The sequence below is a fragment of the uncultured Eudoraea sp. genome, assembly GCF_947490415.1.
GTDB lineage: Bacteria > Bacteroidota > Bacteroidia > Flavobacteriales > Flavobacteriaceae > Eudoraea.
On sequence record NZ_CANLGX010000006.1, the window covers coordinates 122,962 to 147,276 of the forward strand.

The 24,315-nt window shown below is 38.0% G+C and carries 24 protein-coding genes and 1 pseudogene; 9 read left to right on the top strand and 16 right to left on the bottom strand.

Annotation, left to right across the window (positions count from 1 at the left end; translation table 11 throughout):
- The first annotated feature begins 82 nt into the window (after window positions 1–82).
- On the top strand, window positions 83–1,183 hold the full coding sequence (locus Q0874_RS15205) for a DUF4407 domain-containing protein (RefSeq protein ID WP_299164373.1): 1,101 nt from the start codon (window positions 83–85) through the stop codon (window positions 1,181–1,183).
- A gap of 39 nt (window positions 1,184–1,222) precedes the next feature.
- Here the strand turns inward: Q0874_RS15205 and Q0874_RS15210 are convergent, their stop codons facing one another.
- The 11 genes from Q0874_RS15210 to Q0874_RS15260 all read right to left on the bottom strand — a co-directional run bounded on the left by Q0874_RS15210 (window position 1,223) and on the right by Q0874_RS15260 (window position 9,587).
- Window positions 1,223–2,224, bottom strand: coding sequence for a metal-dependent hydrolase (locus Q0874_RS15210; RefSeq protein ID WP_299164374.1), 1,002 nt, complete (start codon window positions 2,222–2,224; stop codon window positions 1,223–1,225).
- 3 nt (window positions 2,225–2,227) lie between these two features.
- Entirely contained in the window at window positions 2,228–4,000 is a 1,773-nt protein-coding gene (locus Q0874_RS15215; RefSeq protein WP_299164375.1) for a DNA mismatch repair protein MutS, read from the bottom strand.
- Between the two features lie 60 nt (window positions 4,001–4,060).
- Window positions 4,061–4,420 carry an MmcQ/YjbR family DNA-binding protein gene (locus tag Q0874_RS15220; RefSeq protein WP_299164376.1) on the bottom strand — a complete coding sequence of 120 codons (360 nt, stop codon included), beginning with the start codon at window positions 4,418–4,420 and terminating at the stop codon, window positions 4,061–4,063.
- Between the two features lie 72 nt (window positions 4,421–4,492).
- Window positions 4,493–4,822: a Dabb family protein gene (locus Q0874_RS15225; RefSeq protein ID WP_299164377.1), complete on the bottom strand. Its 330-nt coding sequence runs from the start codon at window positions 4,820–4,822 to the stop codon at window positions 4,493–4,495.
- Window positions 4,823–4,919: 97 nt separating this feature from the next.
- Complete coding sequence (locus tag Q0874_RS15230; protein ID WP_299164378.1) at window positions 4,920–5,543, bottom strand: DUF4230 domain-containing protein; 624 nt, start codon at window positions 5,541–5,543, stop codon at window positions 4,920–4,922.
- Window positions 5,536–5,895: a DUF4260 domain-containing protein gene (locus Q0874_RS15235; RefSeq protein ID WP_299164379.1), complete on the bottom strand. Its 360-nt coding sequence runs from the start codon at window positions 5,893–5,895 to the stop codon at window positions 5,536–5,538. The genes Q0874_RS15230 and Q0874_RS15235 overlap by 8 nt, the downstream gene beginning before the upstream one ends.
- The gene (locus tag Q0874_RS15240) at window positions 5,892–6,644 is read right to left on the bottom strand and encodes a cyclase family protein (protein WP_299164380.1); all 753 of its coding nucleotides are present in this window, start codon (window positions 6,642–6,644) and stop codon (window positions 5,892–5,894) included. Before Q0874_RS15240 ends, Q0874_RS15235 begins: the two co-directional genes overlap by 4 nt.
- A gap of 18 nt (window positions 6,645–6,662) precedes the next feature.
- Window positions 6,663–7,796: a radical SAM family heme chaperone HemW gene (gene hemW / locus Q0874_RS15245; protein ID WP_299164381.1), complete on the bottom strand. Its 1,134-nt coding sequence runs from the start codon at window positions 7,794–7,796 to the stop codon at window positions 6,663–6,665.
- Window positions 7,796–8,542 carry a DUF3667 domain-containing protein gene (locus Q0874_RS15250; RefSeq protein WP_299164382.1) on the bottom strand — a complete coding sequence of 249 codons (747 nt, stop codon included), beginning with the start codon at window positions 8,540–8,542 and terminating at the stop codon, window positions 7,796–7,798. The genes hemW and Q0874_RS15250 overlap by 1 nt, the downstream gene beginning before the upstream one ends.
- A gap of 6 nt (window positions 8,543–8,548) precedes the next feature.
- Window positions 8,549–9,100: a crossover junction endodeoxyribonuclease RuvC gene (gene ruvC / locus Q0874_RS15255; RefSeq protein WP_299164383.1), complete on the bottom strand. Its 552-nt coding sequence runs from the start codon at window positions 9,098–9,100 to the stop codon at window positions 8,549–8,551.
- 10 nt (window positions 9,101–9,110) lie between these two features.
- A complete protein-coding gene (locus Q0874_RS15260) occupies window positions 9,111–9,587 on the bottom strand; it encodes a hypothetical protein (RefSeq protein ID WP_299164384.1) in 477 nt (158 codons plus the stop codon).
- 130 nt (window positions 9,588–9,717) lie between these two features.
- Between Q0874_RS15260 and Q0874_RS15265 the strand changes: the two genes are divergently transcribed.
- Window positions 9,718–10,233, top strand: a complete 516-nt coding sequence (locus tag Q0874_RS15265; protein WP_299164385.1) for a DUF456 domain-containing protein — start codon at window positions 9,718–9,720, stop codon at window positions 10,231–10,233.
- Window positions 10,234–10,236: 3 nt separating this feature from the next.
- Here Q0874_RS15265 and Q0874_RS15270 read toward each other — a convergent pair whose 3' ends face one another.
- Complete coding sequence (locus Q0874_RS15270; protein ID WP_299164386.1) at window positions 10,237–10,791, bottom strand: nitroreductase; 555 nt, start codon at window positions 10,789–10,791, stop codon at window positions 10,237–10,239.
- Between the two features lie 127 nt (window positions 10,792–10,918).
- On the opposite strand from Q0874_RS15270, the gene hutH reads away from it, so the two are divergent.
- Genes hutH through hutG form a run of 4 tightly spaced genes read left to right on the top strand, consistent with a single transcriptional unit; the run spans window position 10,919 to window position 16,764 of the window.
- Window positions 10,919–12,499: a histidine ammonia-lyase gene (hutH, locus tag Q0874_RS15275; RefSeq protein WP_299164387.1), complete on the top strand. Its 1,581-nt coding sequence runs from the start codon at window positions 10,919–10,921 to the stop codon at window positions 12,497–12,499.
- A gap of 5 nt (window positions 12,500–12,504) precedes the next feature.
- A complete protein-coding gene (hutI, locus tag Q0874_RS15280; RefSeq protein ID WP_299164388.1) occupies window positions 12,505–13,761 on the top strand; it encodes an imidazolonepropionase in 1,257 nt (418 codons plus the stop codon).
- Window positions 13,762–13,766: 5 nt separating this feature from the next.
- Window positions 13,767–15,791 (top strand): urocanate hydratase, encoded by a 2,025-nt coding sequence (locus Q0874_RS15285; protein ID WP_299164389.1) that lies wholly within the window; start codon window positions 13,767–13,769, stop codon window positions 15,789–15,791.
- Window positions 15,792–15,795: 4 nt separating this feature from the next.
- Entirely contained in the window at window positions 15,796–16,764 is a 969-nt protein-coding gene (hutG, locus tag Q0874_RS15290) for a formimidoylglutamase (RefSeq protein ID WP_299164390.1), read from the top strand.
- Here hutG and Q0874_RS15295 read toward each other — a convergent pair.
- Together Q0874_RS15295 and Q0874_RS15300 are read right to left on the bottom strand one after the other, a co-directional pair.
- Window positions 16,756–17,913: a homogentisate 1,2-dioxygenase gene (locus tag Q0874_RS15295; protein ID WP_299164391.1), complete on the bottom strand. Its 1,158-nt coding sequence runs from the start codon at window positions 17,911–17,913 to the stop codon at window positions 16,756–16,758. The two genes, hutG and Q0874_RS15295, sit on opposite strands and share 9 nt — an antisense overlap.
- A gap of 266 nt (window positions 17,914–18,179) precedes the next feature.
- A pseudogene (locus Q0874_RS15300) lies at window positions 18,180–18,344 on the bottom strand (NAD(P)/FAD-dependent oxidoreductase); the annotation flags it as partial.
- A 241-nt stretch (window positions 18,345–18,585) separates the two neighbouring features.
- Here Q0874_RS15300 and Q0874_RS15305 point away from each other — a divergent pair.
- On the top strand, window positions 18,586–19,773 hold the full coding sequence (locus Q0874_RS15305; RefSeq protein WP_299164392.1) for a hypothetical protein: 1,188 nt from the start codon (window positions 18,586–18,588) through the stop codon (window positions 19,771–19,773).
- 67 nt (window positions 19,774–19,840) lie between these two features.
- Complete coding sequence (locus Q0874_RS15310; protein WP_299164393.1) at window positions 19,841–20,059, top strand: hypothetical protein; 219 nt, start codon at window positions 19,841–19,843, stop codon at window positions 20,057–20,059.
- Window positions 20,060–20,110: 51 nt separating this feature from the next.
- Here Q0874_RS15310 and Q0874_RS15315 read toward each other — a convergent pair whose 3' ends face one another.
- A complete protein-coding gene (locus Q0874_RS15315; RefSeq protein WP_299164394.1) occupies window positions 20,111–20,953 on the bottom strand; it encodes a universal stress protein in 843 nt (280 codons plus the stop codon).
- A gap of 157 nt (window positions 20,954–21,110) precedes the next feature.
- The gene (locus Q0874_RS15320) at window positions 21,111–21,806 is read right to left on the bottom strand and encodes a Crp/Fnr family transcriptional regulator (protein WP_299164395.1); all 696 of its coding nucleotides are present in this window, start codon (window positions 21,804–21,806) and stop codon (window positions 21,111–21,113) included.
- A gap of 115 nt (window positions 21,807–21,921) precedes the next feature.
- On the opposite strand from Q0874_RS15320, the gene Q0874_RS15325 reads away from it, so the two are divergent.
- Window positions 21,922–24,291 carry a heavy metal translocating P-type ATPase metal-binding domain-containing protein gene (locus Q0874_RS15325; RefSeq protein ID WP_299164396.1) on the top strand — a complete coding sequence of 790 codons (2,370 nt, stop codon included), beginning with the start codon at window positions 21,922–21,924 and terminating at the stop codon, window positions 24,289–24,291.
- The last annotated feature ends 24 nt before the right edge of the window (window positions 24,292–24,315 follow it).

A 24,315-nucleotide genomic window follows, 5' to 3' on the forward strand; every position in this document is an offset into this window, starting at 1 on the left:
ATGAGGTATTTTTATTTCATTATAGTGTAACAAATCATAGCAAATTGCGTTCTAACCATTAGAATCAAAAACGAACACTATAATGATACGACGCTTTTTTATCCTCTGTTCCGGAGCGGACACGGGCATTCTTGAATCCTGTTCTTCAGGAGAACAAAACAAATACGCAGGCATAGGTGCTACTGTTTTTTTTACCGCTGTAATGGCCTTTATTGCAAGTAGTTATGCGTTATACACTGTATTTGACAACGTTTATACCGCTATCTTTTTTGGACTTATCTGGGGCCTTCTAATTTTTAACCTGGACCGGTTTATTGTCTCTACTATTAAAAAAAGAGACAGTCTTAAAAGTGAATTTTTACAGGCTACCCCCAGGATAATTTTGGCAGTCATTATTGCCGTTGTAATCTCCAAACCTTTGGAAATGAAAATTTTCGAAAAGGAAATTAACCAGGTTTTATTGGAACAAAAAAACGAACTCACCCTGGCAAATAAAGCGCAGATTGCTCAGCAATACACTCCGGTGGTTGCCAGCCTGAATGAAGATGTTGCATCACTTAAAGATGAGATAAATGTAAAAGAGGCTGAAACAAATGCACTCTACGACACCTATATTTCCGAGGCGGAAGGAAGGGCAGGTACTATGCTTTTAGGCAAAGGACCGGTGTATAAAGAAAAACGCGAAAAGCATGATGCGGCTTTGTTAGAATTAAAACAATTAAAGGAAACAAATGCAACCAAGATTGCAGATATAGAAACCCAGATTGCAGCGCTCAATACAGAATATTCGCAGGCAGTTAATGATTCTCAACCCATTATTGACGGATTTGACGGTCTTATGGCACGAATAAATGCGCTGGGAGAACTCGCTTGGTTTCCCTCTTTCTTTATTTTCCTTCTATTCCTTGCTATAGAAACCTCACCTATAATTGTTAAGCTTCTGGCTCCAAAAGGACCTTATGACCTAAAACTGGAAGATGAGGAAAGTGCCGTAGAGACCTGGGTGATGCAAAAAGTATTGCAACGCCAAAAAATCCTGGCCACAGACACTTCTCTGAATGAAAAAATATATGGTGAGATAGCTGAAGAAGAAGCCGTTTACGCGTATAAAAAACAGAAAGCCGAAGAGTTATTACGGCTGCAGGCAGATACCTTTCACGATCTGCAGATAAAAAGCTTATAAGGAATATTAACCAATAATAAAGAATTGGTTACACGGGGATTAATTTCCCCAGATTCTCACCCATAATTCAATTAAAACGTTTTGTGCGTCTTCTTTAAATTTTGGGGTTTCCTCAACTATGACCTCATTTTTTAGTTTAAGCAACTTATAGCTAAAAGCAAATTTTGGATCAATGGGATTCAGGCTTATCAAACCAAAACGAAGATCATTAAAGAGTAAGGTTTGCTCCTTCCGCGAAATGGTATACCAGCCTTCGGTAATTTTTATTAACCGGTTAAGCTTATCCTCACCTGCCAGTTCTCCTAAAAAGGCATGGTTTTTTGGATAACCCCTAAACACAATTGGTTTGGTATCAAACAAGGAATATTCACCTATTAAATATTCTTTCCCCGCATCCACATTTGCAGTCCATAGTATTGAATTAAATGGGGTTGGCCTGGTTTGGATCTGTTCATAAGCAATCTCCTGATCCTCCAAATTATCTGTAAATTTCTTATAGGTAATACCCTTCAACAGCAAGGTTACCACTAGATAGCCGCTACTAACAATAAGACCCATTCGATTATACTTTCTTCTGGCCGGTGAAAGCCTGTGTTGTCTCATGGTCAAAATCAGGAAAAACAGAAAAGGAAGCGTATATAAAGGATCAATTACAAAAATATTCTGGAAGGCCAGGCGAACATCAAAAGGCCAAAAAAGTTGCGTGCCCCAGGTGGTAAAGGAATCCAAAATAGGATGGGTAAACAAACCCCAGAACATAAGTTTGGACCATTCCTGCCAGCTTACTCCGGAATTTTTTTCAATTTTAGAAATCAGCCATCCAAAAACGGGGGCAAACAAAAGGCTAAACAGAATAGAATGACTAAATCCTCTGTGCCATTCGGTATAAGTAACCGTATCTACAAAATAGCGACTCAAGACATCAAGATCGGGTATTGTGCCGGCAATTGCACCATAAAGCATAGCTTTATTCCCCACCTTTTTACCAAGTACCACCTCACCAACTGAGGCCCCTAAAACTATTTGCGTTAGTGAATCCATCTATTATTCAACTATTTTCATTTTCTTCAACAAAAATGAAGCATTCATATTTTGACAAATACCTTTTTTGAACTTATAATCAAAATGCAATTCATCATTTACTATTGCAGCATCAAAATAGTAGTTATCAACCTTTTCCAGACTTTTGGCTACCTCACACAGACTTAAATCATGGGTAGCTATAAGCCCGGTTGAATTAGAACCAACTAACTTTTCGATAAACTTTCTGGAACCTATAGCCTTATCTGTACTGTTGGTTCCCTTTAGGATTTCATCCAACACAATAAAATATTGATCATCACTGATACTATCAATAATAAACTTTAAGCGTTTAAGTTCTGAAAAAAAGTAGGATTCGTGTTCTGTCAAAGAATCTACAGTTCGCATGCTCGTAATCAGTTTAATGGGCTGGTATCGCAAAAAGGTAGCGCATACTGGCAGGCCCATATTGGCCATGACAATCTGAAGGGAGATCGTTCGCAGGAATGTGCTTTTACCGGCCATATTTGCACCGGTAATTACAAAGAATTCTTCTTTACTAATTTTAAAATTATTTGTGACCCCTTCAGCCGGGTCGAGCATGGGATGTGAGATATTTTTGGCTTCAATGATAAGATCATTTTTTGTAATTTCAGGAAAAGTATAATCGGGGTGATTAAAAGCAAAATTTCCCAGACTGTTATAAGAGTCGAAAAAAGCTATGGTATTAAGCCAGCGCTCTACACTATTACCATGAACACTAATCCATTTCTCTATGGAATAAGCATACCTGAGGTCCCACAATAGAAACCCATTAGCCAAAGCACCAAAAATCATATTATTCCTTTGGTCAAAAGCATTTAACATCCCTGAAAACTGTTTTAAAATTTGAGAAACCTTTATGCCTTCTTCCAGGATGTACTCCTTTTCATTCTGCAACAATTGGGATTGGTATTTCATATTCTCCAAAAGCAATATCAATTTTTGATATTGTTGAAAACTACTCTGTGCTTGCGATGTATTCTGAGAAAGCGCATTGACCCTGCTTAAATACTTACCAGTGATACCCAGTCCAAGGAAAAACCAAAACAATAACCCCCATCCCGGAAGATAATCAAAGTAATAGAGGCAAATAACTGCCAGTGACAAAAGCGAAAACACGTTAGGTAATATTTTCATCAGATTTGGAACGAATGTCTGATACGTTTTAAGCCAACTTATTAAATTAGCCGACGAGATTTCCGTTTTTATCAATTTAGCAACAGCCGAAAATTCCTGCCTCCATTCCGCTACTGATCCCAGTTCTTTTATGGCTTCCTGTTTTTCTATTACATTTTCGATATTGTTTTCAGTAAATAGTCCTGCCAATGTTTTACCGCCTTCCGGTAAAGCCGTGCGATTACAATATTGGTAAAAAGAACCCTTCCCGAAAAGATCTATATCCTGACTGTAAAAATGTCCACGGTCAATGAATTCTTTTCCATCAGGGAGCTCATGAAATTTTCGAGCCAATACCTGCAACTCCGTTTCATTAATGGAGATCAAGGCTAACAATTTATTTTTTTGGTAAGTCAGGTCGCTATGCCTCGAAACCAAAAAAAGAAAAAGTATTACTGCAAAAAGAACAGTTAAAAGAATATAATTTGAGTTGTCATAAAACAGGTATATCCCAAAAATTGCCAGGATAAAAACCGTCAGCCTAATCATACTGGAGAGCCATAATTGTCGTTTCACCTGAACAAGCAGCTCACTCAATTTGTCTTTTCTTTTTATGTAGAACTTGGCAGGGTTAGGCATATACAATAGCTCTTTAAATTGAGGTGGTAAAGATATGGTATTCTTAAAGGGATTTAAAGATTATATCATACCCTCGAGCGCGGCTTTTTGTTTCTTTGTTAGCTTAGAAACCACCAATTCGTATGAATGATTCACAAGTTCTGATATCAGTTTAGCCGGCAGCTGTTCCAGAAATAATGTGTTCCAGTGTACTTTGCTCATATGATATCCTGGGGTAATAATTCCATCATAGGTTTCCCGCAATTCAATGGCCCTTTCGGGGTCACATTTTAAATTCACCTGAGATGGAATTCGTTCAAGCGGGGCAATGGTAAAGATTTTACCCATCACCTTAAAGACCAGCGTGTCCGCATCAAAAGGAAATTCTTCCGTAACTCCTTTTTTATATAAACAAAGTTCTCTGAATTCTTCAATGTTCATATTCAAAAGCGTTTTAATGTACTATTTAGCTAAAATATACTGTGAAAAAAGCTCAGGTACTTCTTGGAAAGATCATAGTTTGACTCCCTGGGAGTCGTATACAATTACCTTATTCCAAAGGCTTTGTGCCTCCTCAATAAATTCCAGATGCGCCTTTTCTTTCTGGTATTTCTCCTGTTCTTTGGCAGATTTAAAACTTACGATCAAAGCATATGTAAATGAATCGTCTACAACATCGCGCGTAGCCTTTGGAGGCTTTCCAACATAATGTGTATTTGCATGTTTCGACTTCTTCATGAACTTCTTCATCGCCTTTTCAAATTGCTTTTGGTCATCCGTGTCATCCGGATTGTTGAGCCAAAAATATACGGTATGTACAAAACCTGGATCTAAATTTTTCATATGCTTATCTTGTTGACTGTATGCGGTTATGGATATTAATAAAATGGTTAAAATACAAACTGCCTTTTTCATGTTATTACGATTTAAATTTATAACTCTATTTTTCAATAAAAGGTTTTTTATGGTCGCTTAATTCTAAAGTCGAGTAATCTAATTTCCACCCGATAGTTTCAACAATTTTCTCAATTAATAAAACAGCTTCCAAAGCTTCCCGCCTGGCTGTATCCATGAGCCCGCTTTCGGGAATTTTCTCCATGACATGTTTTTTAGCTTCCTGATTTAGGGCTGTCAAATCTTTTGGAGTAAATGAATTGAAAAGGCCATTTTTTATATCGTAAAATTCAAGCTCCGGTTGTATAGAAAGCACTTCCGGCTGAGGAAAGTTAGTAAGAATTATTTTCTTTTTATCCGTATCGGCATGCATTAATACTTTTTTAAGGTCGTAACCTATTTGAGCTTTTGCATTAATTACTATCAGGGCCGTTTTCTTGCTGCTAAGCAAACTCATAAAGTGCTCCCTGGTATTTTCATATTTGTAAATCTCAGCAAAATCACCCTCCACGGAGATCAATTTACAGACGCTTTTAATTTTTTCCAATATTATTGTGGATTGATGCTCTGTGAGCTCTTTGCTCCTCTTAATACGAAATAATGAGTACATCCAATACATTAAGATTGCCCCTAATATTAACCCCAAAAACAGTTCAAAAATACTATCCATTGTTTTTTCCTACTTCTCCCAAATGTGTAAACTTAAATCCTTTCTTATACTTTAAGCCATAACCCAAAGTTCTGTCCAGAGCTGAGTGTGAAAACAAAATTATCCCGGATCCTTCTAACAAAGGAAGAGAATAATACGCTCCAAAAATATAAATAACTATTGCCAAACCTTTATGATGAAAGATATTATATGAAATCGCTCCAATTTTATTGCCTAAAATATATCCTATCATTCCAATATCCGGGGCCAGAAGAAACACAAAAAACCACCACCAGGAAAAAGGGAGGAATGTGAAAAGATAGAACCCAAATACAAACATTGCAAATTCCTCTAACCTGATTAGGGTATTCATGACTTTATAGGTTTAAATATTACCGGCCTGCTAGGACTGGCATCATTTTCCATTGGGGCCAGTTGCAAGTTTAAAATATAAGTGCCGTCTTTAATAGAATTGTTTACAAATATAAATTCTGTAATAGTGGCCCTGGTACGCATCTTGCCTTCAACTTGCCAGAATGCCCTATGTGCCAATAGCGCTCCATTGTCTTTTTCCCTGTCAATGGAAGGGAGGTCTATGAGCAAGTGATTAATTTCCCTATCCACTAAATATTGAGCTGTTTCTTCCAATAAATAAGGTGGATTTGTATCGGAATATTTTCTTGATAATTTATCTTCAATGTTAGGTAAAGTTCTGATTATGAGTGCTTCACATTTTTTGTTTCCAATCGCATATTGAATTTGCTTTTTGGAGACCACAAAATCATTCTGATATTTTTCAGGAGCGATGGTGACCACCTCAGCCAGGAAAAAATAGTCTGACAATTGCCTATTTATGGAATAGGTCTCTTCTGTGATATGTCCAAGGCATTCTGTATGAGTTCCATGCGCATGTGGATTAAAACTGATATCATTAAAATTTACGGAAGCACCTTCGGATACTTTCCCAATAAAACCCTCTTCCTTATGTGGTTGTATCTTAGGTGGATCCAGATTCCAGGCTCTTACATTCGATTCATTGCCCCTCAAAGGAATCGAAATATCCAGAGGCTTTGACAAATCTATCTTGTATTCCTTGCTATTATGTTTTATTCGTGCGAGCATGTCTTCTAATCAGAAATCTTATTTCAATTTAATCATAAATAAATCGCTAGCAATCCCATCACATAAAAACTTTCCTTTTTTAGTGACAGAGAGCTTATCCCCTTCTGTTACAAGTAATTTCTCTTTGATATATTTATCAGATTGATCCAATAGGTACTCGTAATAACCAGTCCCGAATTCGTTTCTTATTTTATCCAAAGAAACTCCCCAAATTGTTCGCAATGCGGTCATGACATATTCATTGTATCGGTCTGTTTTGCTGAGTACTTCCTCTTCCAACGGCAGTATATTTTCTTTAATTGATCTGATATATTTCGAGTTATTATTGATATTCCATGCCCTTTTTGTGCCGTCATAAGAATGTGCCGAAGGTCCTATCCCTATATATTTTTTTCCCTTCCAATACGCTGTATTGTTCTTAGAGAAATATCCTTCCTTCCCAAAGTTGGAGATTTCATAATTTATAAACCCTTCCTTCTCCAAAAGGGTACATAGTATATTAAACTGTTCCTCGGCCACTTCATCATCTACATTGGGAATAATTCCCTTGTCAATAAATGCTTTTAAAGCAGTTTTGGGCTCCACCGTTAATGCATAACTGGAAATATGTGGCAACTCATAAGACAAGGCCTTATTAATATTCTCCTCCCAACGCGCATTTGTCATCCCGGGTATCCCATAAATAAGGTCAATAGAAATATTATCAAAATACTTTTTGGCCTCATTGAGGCATAAATCGGCTTCTTTGGCATCGTGCGCCCTGTTCATCAATTTAAGGTCCTGATCAAAAAAGGATTGTACGCCAATACTTAATCTGTTAATAGGAGAATCACTCAACTCCTTTATTTTTTTTATGGATAAGTCATCCGGATTGGCTTCCAGGGTTATTTCAGGATACTTAATCACCCTATAATTCTCATCAACAGTTTTTATAATTTCATTGATTTCTCCTATTTCTAGAACCGATGGCGTACCGCCCCCAAAATAAATGGTCTGTACTTCTTCATTTTTCAATTCAGCTTTGCGAAGCAATAATTCCTTCTGCAAGGCGCTTACCATATCTTGCCTTTTCCTCAAATTAGTAGAGAAATGAAAGTCACAATAATGACAGGCCTGTTTGCAAAATGGAATGTGAATGTAGATGCCAGCCATCAGAGTTGTTCAAACATTACAATAAGATAGGAAATGTTAATTGCGATTAATACATAGGTACCATATGCTAACCAGTAAATCATAAAAGATTTTAATCCTACCTTCAATCGCTGGTTTCGAAAGAATGATATCATAGCATAAATAAAATAGACACACATAACGACCATGGCCAAATACTGAATTTTGGGATTCACATATTGTATATAGAATAAATTTAAAGCAGCAAACAGCGAATAAAAACCATTCAGATAAAAAGAAACGGCGATGTATTCGGCCAGCGTATATTTCTTACTAAAGAAAAATTTTGTGAATACAGCTAATGTGAAAACAAGAATGAATGCCAGGGATTTAATGTTTTGAAACATATAATCCCTGGCAGGAGAAAATAGTTCCATATCTATCTGTTCCTCAAAGGTTCCTGCTGAGATCTCTAGATAATTGTCAAAATCAATGGCCCACCTGATGAAAAGATAAACCAGAGTTGACAAAATAAAAAACGAAATGGGGCTATAGTATTTTTTCCTTTTACCACTAAGGTATTCTCTAAACAATGCACCCGGATTTAAAACCAACCTTCTTAAGGTCAAGGGAAGTGGGGCACTGAGGGAAAACATATTGTCTGTCAGGTCATTGAATGTATCTCCGAGCGTTACCTTATTAACTGATGTCCTTTGCCCACAATGTGCACAAAACAAATCTTTTGCTAATGCTCCGCAATTCTTGCAATATTTTGATTCCGAAGTCAATCCTATTTATTTTAATCGATCTTCATTTTGTTTTACGAATGCAGACCATCCTGTATAACTCTTGCCTACTTCCACCCTTCCTTCATTATAGAAATGACATACCGCCGCCGCAAGGCCATCTGTACTATCCAAATTTTTTGGAAGTGATTTTAGTCCTAAAGTGCTCTGGAGCATTTTTGCTACCTGCTCTTTACTGGCATTGCCATTACCCGTAATTGCCATTTTTATTTTTTTTGGCATATATTCAGTTATCGGAATTTGCCTTGATAGCCCGGCCGCCATGGCCACGCCCTGTGCCCGGCCAAGTTTTAGCATAGATTGGACATTCTTCCCATAAAAGGGAGCTTCAATGGCAATTTCATCCGGATGGTAGGTGTCAATCAATTCTATGGTTCGTTCAAAAATAAGTTTGAGTTTGGTAAAGGGATCATTGTATTTTTTGAGGAGTAATTCATTCATTTGAATAAATGTCATCTTCTTCCCGGTTACTTTAATGATTCCGAATCCCATGATAGTGGTTCCCGGATCAATGCCCAATATAATTTTTTCGTTTTGCAATTTATTTTGTTTACTCTGAATTTAAAATAATAGGAATCCTGAACTTAGCATTCACCGGAATTCCTCTTTTTAAAGCCGGCCCTAATGCAGGCAGACTTTTAAGACTTCTGCTGACAATCCCATCAAATTCAGGAATCTGTTCCTGAATAAGTCTGTTTTTATCAATATTCAAAACGGTAATTTTTCCTTCTTTATCAACCAGGAAATCTACATATACTACTTCCTCAATATCTTTGTCTAAAATAAATTCGAATTCCTGTAAGGTCATCGAAAAATGCAAAAGTAAGGTGTTTTCAAAACACTCTTTTTGTGAAGCTTTAGACGCCGTTTCGTCACAATCATCGAACAGAGGATATTGGTCAACATCATTCCAATTGATTGCCTGTAATTCTTTTTCAACCAGTTTTTGTGTTTTAACTTCGGTTGAAGTAAACAAATCACAGGAAGATATCAGGCAAAGACAAAACAAAATTAGCAACTTCCTCATCTAATAGGTATTCTTGCGGAAAATTACGATTTTTTCGGGCAAATAAGCCCCAGAATTTCTGGATTTCCCGCTTCCCCAAAAAGACATGTAACAAATAGACGCTATCTTCGTTCAATTACAAATTATTTTTATGGACATTGCCTTATTATTTTTGGGTTTTTTCATTATGTTCATTGGAATCCTGGGGAGTTTTTTACCCGTTTTACCCGGACCTCCAATAAGCTGGATAGGTCTTTTGCTATTGGTTCTAACCAGAGCAGTACCTAATGATTGGTGGTTTTTGGGCATCACTTTTTTAGTGGCGGCAATAGTATTTGCATTAGATTATATTATCCCGGCAATGGGCACGAAAAAATTTGGAGGCAGCAATGCCGGAATGGCCGGAACCGTAGTGGGGTTGCTTGTGGCTATATTATTCCCTATTCTGGGCATTTTAGGAATAATTATTTGGCCATTTGTTGGAGCACTGATTGGAGAATTAATAAATAAGGCGGATAATAAAACAGCACTTAAGGCCGCTTTTGGTTCTTTTATAGGTTTTCTTACCGGCACATTCTTAAAATTTGTGGTAACTATTGTTTATTTAGGGCTGTTTATAGCTAAAGCCTGGGAATTTAAGGAAGACCTATTCCCGTTTTTTTACTAGCCCCTAATTAAACCAAACCACCTTTTCCTCAACAGGTTTTCTATCCCCAACAGAGATTTCCTCTTCGTAATGTCCCATGTATAAAAACCCGAGACATTGTTCCCCTTCACCGAGTTCAATAAATTCACCCATATATTTTATGAGTCCCGGTGAACTCCAATAACAACCTATTCCTATTTCTGTGCAACAAAGCCATATATTCTGAACAGCCATTGACGTTGCTGCAATTTCTTCCCATTCCGGAAGGCTTTCGTTCGGATCTCTTTGCATACATATTGCTATAACAGCCGCCGACCTGCTTGGGTTGTCGAGTAGTTTTTTAACTTTAAAAGCTTTTGGATTCGCCTCTGTTTCCTCATATTTTTTTGCAAGAAACTGGCCTAGCTGCTCTTTTGAATTTCCCAGAAAAACCTTAAACCTCCAGGGTTCCGTTTTTTTATGGGTCGGTGCCCAGTTTGCTGCTTCCAGAATTTTTTCAATCTCTGATCTATCTATTGGCTGATTCGTGTATTGAGCAGGAAATACAGATCGCCTCTTTTTAATCAATTCAAATATCATTCTAAACATTTTAGTTTTACAAAGTTAGAATTTCTAACGGTGATATAATATTCAAATTAAAGTGGGGCTGCAATTCCATTTTTCTGAAACTTAATGAATACATTTATAGTACTAAAAATACTAATTAATGGTTTCACCAACTCATACCTTTCTGTATGGAGAAGAAGAACTTAGCTGTAGCCTCGCATTAGGAATTGCAAGAGGCACAATTCAAGGTCAATTATCAAATGCTTCACGTAAACGAGTTCAGGAGAGCAAACTTGTAGTTGAAAATATAGTTGAAAAAGGACAGGCTGTTTATGGGATAAATACCGGGTTCGGGCCCTTATGCACTACAAATATTTCTAAAGAAGAAACCAGAATTTTACAGACAAATATTCTCAAAAGCCATAGTGTTGGCGTTGGCAAGCCGATAAAGACAGAACTGGCTAAACTGATGCTTATTTTAAAGATACATTCACTTGCCAAGGGATATTCCGGGATAGCCATAGAAACCCTGGATAGAATTCTTTGGCATATAGAAAACGATGCTATTCCACTGGTGCCTTCTCAAGGATCAGTTGGGGCTTCAGGAGACTTAGCTCCTCTTTCTCATCTGTTTTTACCACTAATTGGGCTTGGTAAGGTCCTTTTTGAAAACAAAATTATTGGAACGGAGGAATTATTTAAAAAAACAGGGTTGAAACCTCTGGAACTTGGTCCCAAAGAGGGATTGGCACTTATAAACGGCACTCAGTTTATCTTAGCACATGCCATAAGAGTATTGGAAAAATTACACAATTGCCTCTCACATGCTGATATTATCGGCGCAATGATGATCGAAGGTTTGCAGGGTTCCGTAAAACCTTTTTATAATGAACTGCATAAGCTACGGCCCTTTCAGGGTAATATACATGTGGCACAAAGGGTTAAATTACTCCTGAAAGGTTCTGAGATCATGGAAAATCATATTGATTGTGAGCGGGTGCAGGATCCTTATTCACTGCGTTGTATTCCTCAGGTGCATGGAGCATCCAGAAATGCCTGGTTACACCTCAAGGAATTGGTACAGGTAGAACTGAATTCTGTAACAGATAATCCAATTATCATCAATGAAGAATTGACAATAAGTGGTGGTAATTTTCACGGACAGCCACTGGCTATGGCATTAGATTATGCCTGTCTGGCAGCTTCTGAATTGGGCAATATTTCAGACAGGAGGATTTACCTGGCACTGGAAGGCAATAGTCCGGGAGTTCCTAAATTGCTCATGGAAGATACAGGGATAAATTCAGGATACATGATCCTTCAATACACCACTGCGGCTTTGGCGAGTGAAAACAAAGGGCTTTGTTTTCCTTCCAGCGCAGACAGCATTCCTACTTCTATGGGGCAGGAAGACCACGTAAGCATGGGGTCTATTGCAGGCAGAAAAGCTTTAAGAGTACTTGGAAACTTGGAAAAAATATTGGCCATTGAATTACTTACGGCCACCCAGGCTTTTGAATATAGAAAACCTTTAAAATCAGGGATATTGCTTGAAGAAGTGCATAAGGAAGTTCGTAAAAAAGTGGCCTTCGCAAAAAAAGACAGGGTTTTTGCCGATGATATAGAACAAGGAATAAAATTGGTAAGAAACCAAACCATAATACAGCGTATAAATAAGGTTTGTAAAAAAAAGAATCTCTCTTTACAGACATCTTTTTCAGAAGAGTTTGAAAACTATTAATGACTATGGAGCAATTAACGCTTATTGGACCCTTAAGCCAGGTAATTCCTATGACAGGAATACCCTTAAAAGGCGCTGTTTCTGATAGTCAGTTACAGATTATTGAAAATGCAGGAATCCTTTTTGTGGACGGCCTTATTAAAACCGTGGATAGTTTTAAAAAACTCAAATCCGACGTACAAGATCTGGACGTAAAATTGATTAGGTTAGAAGGAAAGCATATTTGCCTTCCCGGATTTGTGGATTCTCATACCCATATTTGTTTTGGAGGATCCAGAGCCAGGGATTACGCTATGAGGAATGCGGGCAAAACCTATTTAGAAATTGCGGAGGAAGGAGGTGGTATTTGGGATACTGTACAACAAACAAGAAAGGCTACAAAAAAAGAGTTGATCAAGGGAATAATTAAAAGAGCCAAACAGCATCTTAAAAATGGCGTAACCACCATTGAGGTCAAAAGTGGTTACGGTCTTTCAGTAAAGGAAGAACTAAAGATGCTACAGGCAATTAAGGAGGCTGATGATCAGTTCCCATTGGATTTTGTCTCCACTTGTTTGGCAGCTCATATGCTCCCAAGGGATTTTAAGGGTAATTCGTCTGAGTATCTATCAGAAATAAGTGCGCAACTGTTCCCCATTTTAAAGAAAGAAAAATTAGCAAACAGAGTTGATGCCTTTATTGAAAAAGGCGCATTTAACCTAGCTGAAATAGCGCCTTACCTTTCCGAAGCTGCTAAAATGGGTTTTGAAATTACTATCCATGCAGATCAGTTCTCTGTGGGAGGAAGTGAGGTTGCCGTAAAATTTAATGCGGTCAGTGCAGATCATTTGGAGGCAAGTACAACCCATGAAATAGAATTATTAGCAAAAAGTGATGTGATAGCCACAGCCTTACCCGGGGCATCTTTAGGCTTGGGATGTAATTTTACTCCTGCCAGGAAAATTCTGGATGCCGGTGGTGCCTTGGCCATTGCAAGTGATCATAATCCGGGGTCTGCCCCTATGGGCGATCTACTTACCCAGGCGGCCATATTGGGAACCATGCAAAAATTAACAAATGCGGAAGTTTTGGCCGGAATAACATTTAGGGCAGCGGCAGCACTTCAATTATCAGATAGAGGCAAACTAAAAGCTGGTTATCTTGCCGATTTTAACCTGTTTCATACGGACGATTTCAATGAAGTTCTTTACAACCAGGGGGCTTTTAAGCCATGTATGGTATTTAAAAAAGGTAAATTAATTTACGACAAACATAACCCATAGGAAAGATGCAAAGTTCCAAAATACAATTGAGTTTTCGCGATGAGATCCTACTGGGAATTCCTAAAGTATTACCTCCATCAAGGCTGCGAATTCCTGAATTGAATCATGCACCAAAGAGAAAGGAGATCCTAAGCCGGGATGAAAAAAAGCTGGCGATAAGAAATGCGCTACGCTATTTTCCTCCTGCCTGGCATTCTGAGCTTTCTGCAGAATTTGCTATGGAATTGGAAAAATATGGTCGAATTTATATGTATCGTTTTAAACCGGAATATAAAATACATGCCCGGCCAATTTCAGAATATCCTGCCAAAACAGTGGAGGGAGCAGCGATAATGCTTATGATACAGAATAATCTGGATCCTGAAGTGGCACAGCACCCTGAAGAATTAATTACTTATGGAGGTAATGGTGCCGTCTTTCAGAATTGGGCACAATATCTGTTGACCATGCAATATCTGGCAAACATGACCAATGAACAAACCCTTCATATGTATTCCGGACATCCTATGGGTTTATTCCCGTCTTCCAAGGAAGCCCCAAGGGTGGTAATTACAAATGGAATGATGATTCCCAACTATTCCAGTCAGGACGATTGGGAAAAATTCAACGCTCTTGGGGTCACGCAGTACGGGCAAATGACTGCCGGATCTTATATGTATATTGGCCCGCAAGGCATAGTACATGGAACTGCCATTACGGTAATGAATGCTTTCAGAAAGGTATTACTAAAAACTGAATCCCCGAAAGGCAAAATATTCCTTACTGCCGGCTTAGGCGGCATGAGCGGAGCCCAACCAAAAGCAGGGAATATTGCTGGCTGTATTACGGTCTGTGCCGAAGTAAATGAGGCTGCTGCAACTAAAAGATATTCACAGGGTTGGGTTGATGAACTTCATGCTGATATGGACAGTCTGATTCGTAGGACCAAACAGGCAATAGCCGGGAATGAAATATTATCCCTGGCCTATGTTGGGAATGTAGTTGACGTCTGGGAACGATTTTATGAGGAAGAATTATTTATTCACCTTGGGTCAGATCAAACCTCTCTGCACAATCCATGGGCAGGAGGGTATTATCCCGCCGGATTGACCTTTGACGAAGCAAATATTATGATGGCGGAAAACCCGGAATTGTTTAAAGAAAAGGTTCAGGAATCTTTGAGACGGCAGGTGAATGCAATTAATAAACATTCGGAAAAAGGAACCTATTTCTTTGATTATGGAAATGCTTTTTTACTGGAAGCCTCAAGGGCCGGTGCCGATGTTATGTCTGAAAACAATATTGATTTTAAATACCCGTCCTATGTTCAGGACATTTTGGGGCCGATGTGTTTTGACTTTGGGTTTGGTCCATTTAGATGGGTATGTACCTCGGGTAATCCTGAAGATCTTCAAAAGACGGATGAAATAGCTTTAAGTGTTATGCAGAAAATCAGAAATTCTGCACCTGAAGAGATTCAGCAGCAAATGGAAGATAATATCAAATGGATTCGAGAAGCCGATTCCAATAAGCTGGTGGTAGGTTCACAGGCACGTATCCTTTATGCAGATGCGGAAGGAAGGATTAAGATCGCCCAGGCTTTTAATAAGGCCGTCCGTTCTGGGAAAATTTCTGCACCTATTGTCCTGGGGCGGGATCACCATGATGTAAGCGGTACAGATTCTCCATTCAGGGAAACCAGCAATATTTACGATGGAAGTCAGTTTACTGCAGATATGGCGATCCACAATGTTATTGGAGATAGCTTCAGAGGAGCAAGCTGGGTTTCCATTCACAATGGCGGTGGAGTTGGGTGGGGCGAGGTGATTAACGGGGGATTCGGGATGGTCCTTGATGGTTCAGACCAAGCCTCTGAACGACTTAAAAATATGCTATTCTATGATGTAAATAATGGGATATCGCGCAGAAGTTGGGCCAGAAATAAGGAAGCACTGTTCGCCATTAAAAGGGAGATGAAACGCAGCCCTAATTTAAAAGTTACACTACCCAACATAGTGGCTGATAAATTATTAGATGGCTTATTTGAATAACCCAATGAATTTATACAAACCAACAGACAAAAATATTTGGACTGGTCGAAAGGCCGATCAGAATCTATATGTTTACCAGAAGGTAGAGCAAATAGATCTGGAGTTGCAAAATATCCCGGTATACGGAGATAAAACTTTCGTAATCCTGGGTTATGAATGTGATGAAGGTGTAAAGAGAAATAAGGGCAGAACAGGAACAAAGGAAGGCCCTCAGGCTACACGCCGGCAGTTGGCAAAACTACCACATCATTTAAATGAAAGTACTGCCATTTATGACGGGGGTAATGTGGTATGTGTAGGAGATGACATGGAGAAAGCGCAAAGTGTATTGGCTGAAAAAGCAGCTCAGATTTTGCACCATAAAGGCTTGCCATTATTGTTAGGGGGAGGGCACGATATAGCATACGGACATTATAATGGAATTAAAAAATTTGTGGGCAATGACCAAAAAATTGGAATAGTAAACCTGGATGCCCATTTTGATCTAAGATCGAATGAAAATGGCAATAATTCCGGAACACCATTTTATCAAATTGCAACCGATAATAACACCCAAAATTTGGACTTCCATTATTTGTGTCTTGGGATAAGAAATGATGCCAACGACACTATATTATTTGAGTGTGCCCGCAAATGGAATGTAAAATATATTGAGGCCGAACTCTTTCATAAGCAGAATACTTCTTACGTGATTAATAAAATTAATGAGTTCTGTAGAGAAGTAGATTTTGTATACCTGACAATAGATTTAGATGGTTTTTCTTCTGCTTTTGCACCAGGTGTTAGCGCTGCCTCCCCCATGGGGTTTTCGGTAGATATTGCAATGGTTGCCTTAGATACACTCATTGCAACAAATAAATTAATAAGTGCGGATGTAGCCGAACTCAATCCGACATATGACCGCGATGATCAAACCGCCAAACTGGCCGCAAGCCTGCTTCATTTTATTATACATAAAGTTGCCCTACTCTAACCAGGACTGATAGTAAGTACCATCATCAATTGCAAGCGCAGCTTCTGTTAATTGCAGTGGTTTAAATGTATCAACCATTACCGCGTATTCTTCCGTACCACTCTTGCCAATGCTGGCCTCGTATGTTCCAGGGTGGGGACCATGAGGAATTCCTGCAGGATGAAGAGAGATATAACCTTGATCAATATTTTTCCGACTCATAAAATCGCCTTCAACATAATAAAGCACCTCATCCGAATCAATGTTCGAGTGATTGTAGGGTGCTGGTATAGCCTGTGGGTGGTAGTCATATAGGCGAGGGCAGAAGGAACAAACTACGAAGGCACTTGTCTCAAAAGTCTGGTGAACCGGTGGCGGTTGATGCACCCTCCCCGTAATAGGTTCAAAATCAAATATGGAAAAAGCATATGGGTAATTATATCCATCCCAGCCGACCACGTCAAAAGGATGAGATGCATACGTCATTTGATGCAACTGGCCTTGCTTTTTGACTTTAATTACAAAATCTCCGAGTTCATCATGCGTTTGCAAATTTTCCGGAAGTCTAAAATCACGTTCGCAAAATGGTGAATGCTCCAAAAGTTGTCCAAACCAGTTCCTATATCGCTTGGGGGTATAAATGGGATGGTAAGACTCTGTAATAAAGAGTCTGTTATCTTCATCTTCAAATTCTATTTGATAGATCATTCCGCGAGGTATTAAAATATAATCCCCATATCCAAAAGGAATTTCACCCAACATCGTTTTAAGCGTTCCTTTTCCCCTGTGAACAAAGAGTAATTCATCCGCGTCTGCATTTTTATAAAAGTAATCAGTCATTGATTTTTTAGGGGCTGCGAGCCCAACATGAACATCACTATTGAATAGCACCACTTTTCGGCTTTCGAGATAATCATCCTCCGGGGATACCTGAAAACCTTTTAGCAATCTGGATTTTATATTATACTTAACCGCCGCTTTAGGGGAAATGTCCTTTGAATCACCCACCTCTTTAACCATAGTTGGCCGGTATAGATGATACATTAGGGAAGACATTCCGTCAAAGCCTATGGTTCCAAATAACTGTTCATAGTGTAAACTGCCATCTTTTTTCTTAAAAACCGTATGTCTTTTGTGTGGTAAACTTCCAAGTTTATGATATAATGGCATGAGCAGATCTCTTTAAAAGTCATCACTAAAATTACGACAAATTCAAGGTTTTGTAAAATAAAGCCCCATAAATATCCGGCAATTATTTTATTCCGTCAACCAAGGTATGCTTATAAAAAAAAAGCCTCCCAAATTGGAAAGCCTTTCATTGGTAAGTACCGAATCAATATCGGCATCTATACACATACACCATTATTAATGATGCACAACACAACACCACAAAGATATAAAAAGGATTCCAAATTAGATGTTATAATTAAGCCGTTTTATAATCTGTTCTTGAAGGGTCTGACTATTAAGCATGCGGCTTTATCATAATTAATGTAATTATAAACCCAATTAAAAAATACGATTACTCTGTTCCTGAATCCAACGAGCGACATTAGGTGAACAAACATCCAGATAAACCTTGCAAAGAAGCCTCCAAATTCAATACCAGGAAGATTCATAAAATAATTTAAAACAAAAATAAGGAAACTCTTACCGTTCATCGATGTTTTTTAACGGAGTTGAATAGATCAGCTTTCAGCTAAAAACTCATTTTTGGGATAAGCTGTGTTTAGCATTGAATTTTGTCGGACATACCATTCGTTGGTCGTAAAACTCTATAGCCCTGGCCATTGAGTATTAATTTTATAAGACGATTGCCCAAATCAAAAAACCGCCTACATCATGCTTAAGAAGTTACTATTTTATACCATCTTATATTTTTTTATCTCTTCCTGCACACTGGATTCAGTTTATGAGTCTGTTTCTCTTGAAGAGGTTGAGGCAGTTGGTATTGACCTCCCTGAAAATAATTTTGAAAATACACTCAAAGGGGAAGAGCTGGAAATCTATAAATGGATCAGCCATGTTCAACTTAGCAATGGCCTTTTAACAAGCACTGAAGATTCGAATTTTGTTTCCCTGTACGATAATTCATTGGCTGCTCTGGCATTTATATCCGTTGGAGAATATGAAAAAGCCGAGCATATTTTTGATTATTTCAATGACCAAATCGATTTAGAATTCGTTCTAAACGGAGGAGGGTTTTTTCAATTCAGAGATAGCGCTGGAAATAATGGTAACACTATTTGGCTTGGCGATAATGCCTGGTTATTGATAGCGCTAAATAACTATTACCAAAAAACTGGAAATAATAAGTATACGCCTTTAGCCCAGCTTTTGGAAAACTGGATAAGGAGCCTGCAGGATGAAGATGGAGGCCTATGGGGCGGGTTCAGGGAAGATGGGACACAAATACACAAAATAACCGAAGGAATTATAACTGCTTTTAACGCAGTTGAAGGTTATGACGATTTTCATAAGGGTATATTAAATTATCTTAAACAAGAACGCTGGAACACAAATGACAAGCTGCTTGTGGCGTGGCCGGAAAATGAGACCCATTATTATGCTATGGATTTGCATTCCCTGGGTTATTTAATATTTAAGAATTTCCCCGAAGAAGTACTTATTAAAGCAGAACGCTACAAAAACACCCAGGTGGCAAGTTATAACGGCAAAGAAATTACCGGTTATTGTTTTGATGAAGATAAAGATGTTATTTGGTTAGAAGGTACCGCGCAAATGGCCCTCGCTTTCAAAGAAGCCAATTTGGCCAACGAAGCCAATGGAATTCTACAGCAACTAAAAAATGCACAAATGAATAATTCGGCCCAGTTAAATTCACTAGGCCTTCCGTATGCAACAAATGAAGGCACCAGTTATGGTTCCTCTTTATTGTGGGAAAATGCCTCGAGCACTCCGGCAATCTCATCCAGTATTTGGTACTTATTTAACGTATTAAATTTTAGCCCTCTGGATCTTGGCAAACAAAAGAATATTCCAACCGAAGATATGTTCTGGAATTTTTAAATATCTACAGATTTATCATTGCGTTAACACCGGCGTTTTTTGATTTTAGATAACTTTAAAATAAAAAATGAAATCTTCTGCTATGTTTTGGGTTGGAGCAACCACTATCCTGTTAATAATGGTGACCATAATGGCCACTATGAATTTCGCTTTTAGCTGGGTCTTTTACCTCACTGTACTTGGTCAGATAATGATAGTTTATATGGTCTATAAAGTACTTACAGACAACTACAAAACTTCAAAAACATTTGAAGACTTCTATGAGGATTACCCAATAAGCAAATAAATGCTCCTCCTCGGTTGGAAGAGATTAATTCTTCTTTATTTTTTTTCTGAACTAGTCGGGTAATACCAGAAGAGGTATTGGCGTGTGAAACGCAATGCGTTTGACCACAGGTTCTTTAACCAATTCTTCCAGAAATCCATGTCGATAATGTACAAGGGCAAGCAATTGGATGTCAAACTCCTTTATGAAGAATTCAATCACATCTGATTTACTGGCAAAATAAGGCATGCTATGCAAACAATGTGATACAGACGAAACATACTCCAGTAATATATCTTTATTTGAATGCTGGTACTTGTTCAATTCTTCCTCCTCGCTAATATGCATTATATTTATAGTAGCTCCAAATTTAGCAGTCAGCTGAATCAAAGGCTTAATTACTTCTACACTAAAATTTCTTTTAAAATCGGTAGGGAAACCAATTCTAACAGGTTTTATATACTCAAAATCTTCCGGTACCGCCAGAATTGGGCATGTTCTTACGGCCTTAATTATTCTTACGGTATTACTTCCCAAAAATACCTCCTCAAAGCCAGATGATCCTTTTGTACCTGTTACTATAAAATCAATATCCTTTGCTTCCACAAGCTCTTTGATTTCTTCGGTTAGCAGATTAAACGAAGAAACGCAATTAAAACTGTGTTGAGGGTATTTATAATACGTATTGATTTGATTCAAAAATTCTTCCAATCCACTCTCAGACTCGGATCGAACATTATCTTCAAGTAACCCTCCATGAATAGTAGCAGCCATAAAACGGCTGTGTACTATAGCAGGGGTATATGTATTTAAAAGATGAAAAGCACATTCTTCTTCTTTAAAAAATTCAATTGCAAACTTTGCAGCATTTAAAGAATTTTTGGAAAAATCTGTTGGTAATAATATGTTTTTCATACACCCGATTAAAGAAACAACGGTGTAAAAATACCTCTGGGATTACATGGAAACAATGATATATGTCAGGTTTTTAAATCCTGAATAATTATTGACAAGTACTTATTTACTTTAGGCAGGAACTATATTGGGGCTGAATTAGTACTGAAGTGCTGAACTAAAATCCTTCAGCAAGTTCGCTTAATTTCTTTTCATCCAAAATTCCAAGTTTCTTCCCGGAACTCTTTAGCAAGCCCTTCTTTTTAAATTCCGAAATAATTCGAATGCAGGATTCCGTGGCAGTGCCAACAACATTAGCTATATCCTCCCTTGAAAGGGTAAGAACTAAATATCCGTCCGCGTCTTCACCATAGTTAGATTTAAGATAAAGGAATGCTTCTGCGATACGTTGTTTTACAGTTTTTTGAGAAATATTTACAATCACATCATCTGCTTCTCTTAAGTCATGTGACATGAGGCGAAGGACTTCAAATGTAAAACCAGGATTCTTGTGTAAGGTATTCACAATTACTTCTTTGGGAATAAAGCAAAGTTCCATATCGTTAACAGCGACTGCACTTAAATTTGAAGTCTCCTCTGCAATCACAGAACGTTGACCCATAACTTCACCTTTTGTGGCTAATTTCACTATTTGATCTTTTCCGTTAGAGCTTAGTTTAGAAAGCTTTGAAACCCCATCCCGAACACAAAACACCCCGTTTAGTTTTTCTCCTTCTTCGAAAATAGCTTCGCCTTTTCTAACGCTTTTGGAAATCTTTGAATCAGAAACCTGTTTTAATTCATCCTTACTCATAGCCCGTAAGGAATTAAATTGACGTACTATACAATTCTCGCACCTGTTTTCAGAGCCCATGGATTTTTGTTTACGCTATTGAACTTCAAAATTATCGAAAAGGTGACAAATATCATATATATTTTAAGTAAATTACTACAATTTCGCATTCAGGTAGTAAGCAAATGTTATTAATATGAGTAAATGTTACCACTGTGGTGATAACTGCAACATCACGGCGATAGTATTTGACGATAAGAATTTCTGTTGTAACGGATGTAAAACAGTCTATGAGATTTTTCAGTCTAATGATCTGACCTATTACTATGATCTTCAATCAGGCGCGGGTACTACTCCATTAGCCATTGAAGGAAAATACGATTTTCTCACTTCCAATACCATTGCACAACGATTAATTGAATTTGATGATGGAACTGTTCAAATTGTTAATCTGTTTATTCCAGGTATACATTGCAGTTCGTGTATTTGGGTGTTGGAGAATTTAAAAAAATTACATCCCGGAATTACGAATTCACAGGTAGACTTCCCAAAAAAAACAGTTAGAGTTACTTTTAAAGCGGAACTGGTTACATTAAAAGAACTGGTTATATTATTAGCAAAAATTGGTTATGAACCCTATATCTCCCTTGATGATTATGACAAGGGTAAGAGTAAAACAGACAGAAGTATATTATATAAACTTGGTGTTGCCGGTTTTGCTTTTGGGAATATTATGTTTTTATCTTTTCCGGAGTATTTTGAGGTGGGGGAATTTTGGCTTGATCAGTACAAAGGTTTATTCAGATGGTTGATGTTTGCTTTTTCACTCCCTGTTGTATTTTATGCAGGTAGTGATTATCTCATCTCTGCTTACAAAGGATTGCGTTCCGGACTTTTAAATATTGATGTGCCAATTGCCCTGGGTGTTTTGGTGCTTTTTACTCGCAGTAGTTTCGAAATATTCTTTGACTTGGGTTCGGGCTTCTTTGACAGTCTTACGGGTTTAATTTTCTTCTTATTGGTTGGGAGATTCTTTCAACAAAAAACATATTCATTCCTTTCTTTTGAACGCGACTACAAGTCGTATTTCCCTATTGCAGTTACCAGATTAAGCAAAAAAAAGAAAGAGGAAACAGTTCAGGTATATGATATTAAAAGAGGCGACAGGTTACTAATAAGGAATAAGGAACTAATTCCGGTAGATGGAATCCTTATAAACGGGAAGGCCCAAATAGATTATAGCTTTGTAACCGGAGAATCAGAGCCTGTCCAAAAAATTTCCGGTGATAAAGTTTTTGCCGGTGGCAGACAGTGTTATGGCGCAATTGAAATAGAAACTTTAAAAAGTGTTTCTCAGAGCTATCTCACGCAATTATGGGGTAATTCGGTTTTCCAAAAAGACAAGACAACTGCTTTTCAAACTTTAACAGACAGCATAGGAAAACGCTTTACAATAGCTGTATTGGCTATTGCCATAATTGCAGCATCTTTTTGGATGTATCAGGACAGCAGTAAGGTATTTAATGTTTTTACAGCTGTACTTATCATTGCCTGTCCGTGCGCTATTGCCCTTGCAGCTCCGTTTACCCTGGGCAATATGTTACGGATTTTCGGACGTAAAAAATTCTATCTGAAGGACAGTAGTGTAATAGAGCAGTTGGCTCAAATAGATACTGCAATATTTGATAAAACCGGTACAATAACAACAACGCAATCTAGTTCAATTTCCTATGAAGGCATGGAGCTTTCTGTTGAGGAGGAATCCTTGCTAAAAAATACCCTGAGGGCATCCAACCATCCGCTGAGCAGATCACTATATGCATTGTTAAAAGAACACGATATAGAAACCCTTGATGAGTATAGGGAATATACAGGGAAAGGAGTACAAGGGGTTAAGGACAAGAGCGACGTTAAAGTTGGTTCCGCAGATTTTGTAGGGCATCAACAACAAAGTGATTATAACAGCACCTCCGTTCATGTAAGCGCAAATGATGCCTATAAGGGGTGTTTTGTTTTTAATAATAATTACAGGGAAGGAGTTTCGGAAGTTTTTAAAGAAATGGGGCGCTATATGGATTTAGCCGTAATATCGGGCGATAATTCAGGAGAAAAGACCAGGCTGGAAAAGCTTTTACCAAAATTGACCCCTTTATATTTTAATCAAAAACCAACGGATAAGTTGGAGTTTATAAGCGAGTTACAGGCTAATGACAAAAAGGTCCTAATGGTGGGTGATGGTCTAAATGATGCAGGTGCTCTGGCACAGAGTAATGTGGGTCTTGCAATTTCTGAAAACATAAACGTTTTCTCCCCCGCCTGTGATGGAATTCTTGATGCTACAAAATTTAAATATCTTAACAATTACATTCTGGCCTCTAAAAAGGCCATAAAAATTATTAAATTGTGTTTTATTCTCTCATTGATGTATAATGTGGTTGGGCTTTATTTTGCTGTGACAGGACAGTTAGAACCCGTAATTGCAGCAATCTTAATGCCATTGAGTTCAATTAGCATTGTGGCTTTTGCTACACTTGCAACCAATGTAATAGGAAAGAAGTTAAATTAATTAAAGAACCTGACATATGTCATT

Bases quoted from the DNA above. Each gene is read 5' to 3' on its own strand.
- Q0874_RS15205 (WP_299164373.1), top strand. From the start codon at position 83: ATGATACGACGCTTTTTTATCCTCTGTTCCGGAGCGGACACGGGCATT.
- Q0874_RS15210 (WP_299164374.1), bottom strand. From the start codon at position 2,224: ATGGATTCACTAACGCAAATAGTTTTAGGGGCCTCAGTTGGTGAGGTG.
- Q0874_RS15215 (WP_299164375.1), bottom strand. From the start codon at position 4,000: ATGCCTAACCCTGCCAAGTTCTACATAAAAAGAAAAGACAAATTGAGT.
- Q0874_RS15220 (WP_299164376.1), bottom strand. From the start codon at position 4,420: ATGAACATTGAAGAATTCAGAGAACTTTGTTTATATAAAAAAGGAGTT.
- Q0874_RS15225 (WP_299164377.1), bottom strand. From the start codon at position 4,822: ATGAAAAATTTAGATCCAGGTTTTGTACATACCGTATATTTTTGGCTC.
- Q0874_RS15230 (WP_299164378.1), bottom strand. From the start codon at position 5,543: ATGGATAGTATTTTTGAACTGTTTTTGGGGTTAATATTAGGGGCAATC.
- Q0874_RS15235 (WP_299164379.1), bottom strand. From the start codon at position 5,895: ATGAATACCCTAATCAGGTTAGAGGAATTTGCAATGTTTGTATTTGGG.
- Q0874_RS15240 (WP_299164380.1), bottom strand. From the start codon at position 6,644: ATGCTCGCACGAATAAAACATAATAGCAAGGAATACAAGATAGATTTG.
- hemW (WP_299164381.1), bottom strand. From the start codon at position 7,796: ATGGCTGGCATCTACATTCACATTCCATTTTGCAAACAGGCCTGTCAT.
- Q0874_RS15260 (WP_299164384.1), bottom strand. From the start codon at position 9,587: ATGAGGAAGTTGCTAATTTTGTTTTGTCTTTGCCTGATATCTTCCTGT.
- Q0874_RS15265 (WP_299164385.1), top strand. From the start codon at position 9,718: ATGGACATTGCCTTATTATTTTTGGGTTTTTTCATTATGTTCATTGGA.
- Q0874_RS15270 (WP_299164386.1), bottom strand. From the start codon at position 10,791: ATGATATTTGAATTGATTAAAAAGAGGCGATCTGTATTTCCTGCTCAA.
- hutH (WP_299164387.1), top strand. From the start codon at position 10,919: ATGGTTTCACCAACTCATACCTTTCTGTATGGAGAAGAAGAACTTAGC.
- hutI (WP_299164388.1), top strand. From the start codon at position 12,505: ATGGAGCAATTAACGCTTATTGGACCCTTAAGCCAGGTAATTCCTATG.
- Q0874_RS15285 (WP_299164389.1), top strand. From the start codon at position 13,767: ATGCAAAGTTCCAAAATACAATTGAGTTTTCGCGATGAGATCCTACTG.
- hutG (WP_299164390.1), top strand. From the start codon at position 15,796: ATGAATTTATACAAACCAACAGACAAAAATATTTGGACTGGTCGAAAG.
- Q0874_RS15295 (WP_299164391.1), bottom strand. From the start codon at position 17,913: ATGCCATTATATCATAAACTTGGAAGTTTACCACACAAAAGACATACG.
- Q0874_RS15305 (WP_299164392.1), top strand. From the start codon at position 18,586: ATGCTTAAGAAGTTACTATTTTATACCATCTTATATTTTTTTATCTCT.
- Q0874_RS15310 (WP_299164393.1), top strand. From the start codon at position 19,841: ATGAAATCTTCTGCTATGTTTTGGGTTGGAGCAACCACTATCCTGTTA.
- Q0874_RS15315 (WP_299164394.1), bottom strand. From the start codon at position 20,953: ATGAAAAACATATTATTACCAACAGATTTTTCCAAAAATTCTTTAAAT.
- Q0874_RS15320 (WP_299164395.1), bottom strand. From the start codon at position 21,806: ATGGGCTCTGAAAACAGGTGCGAGAATTGTATAGTACGTCAATTTAAT.
- Q0874_RS15325 (WP_299164396.1), top strand. From the start codon at position 21,922: ATGAGTAAATGTTACCACTGTGGTGATAACTGCAACATCACGGCGATA.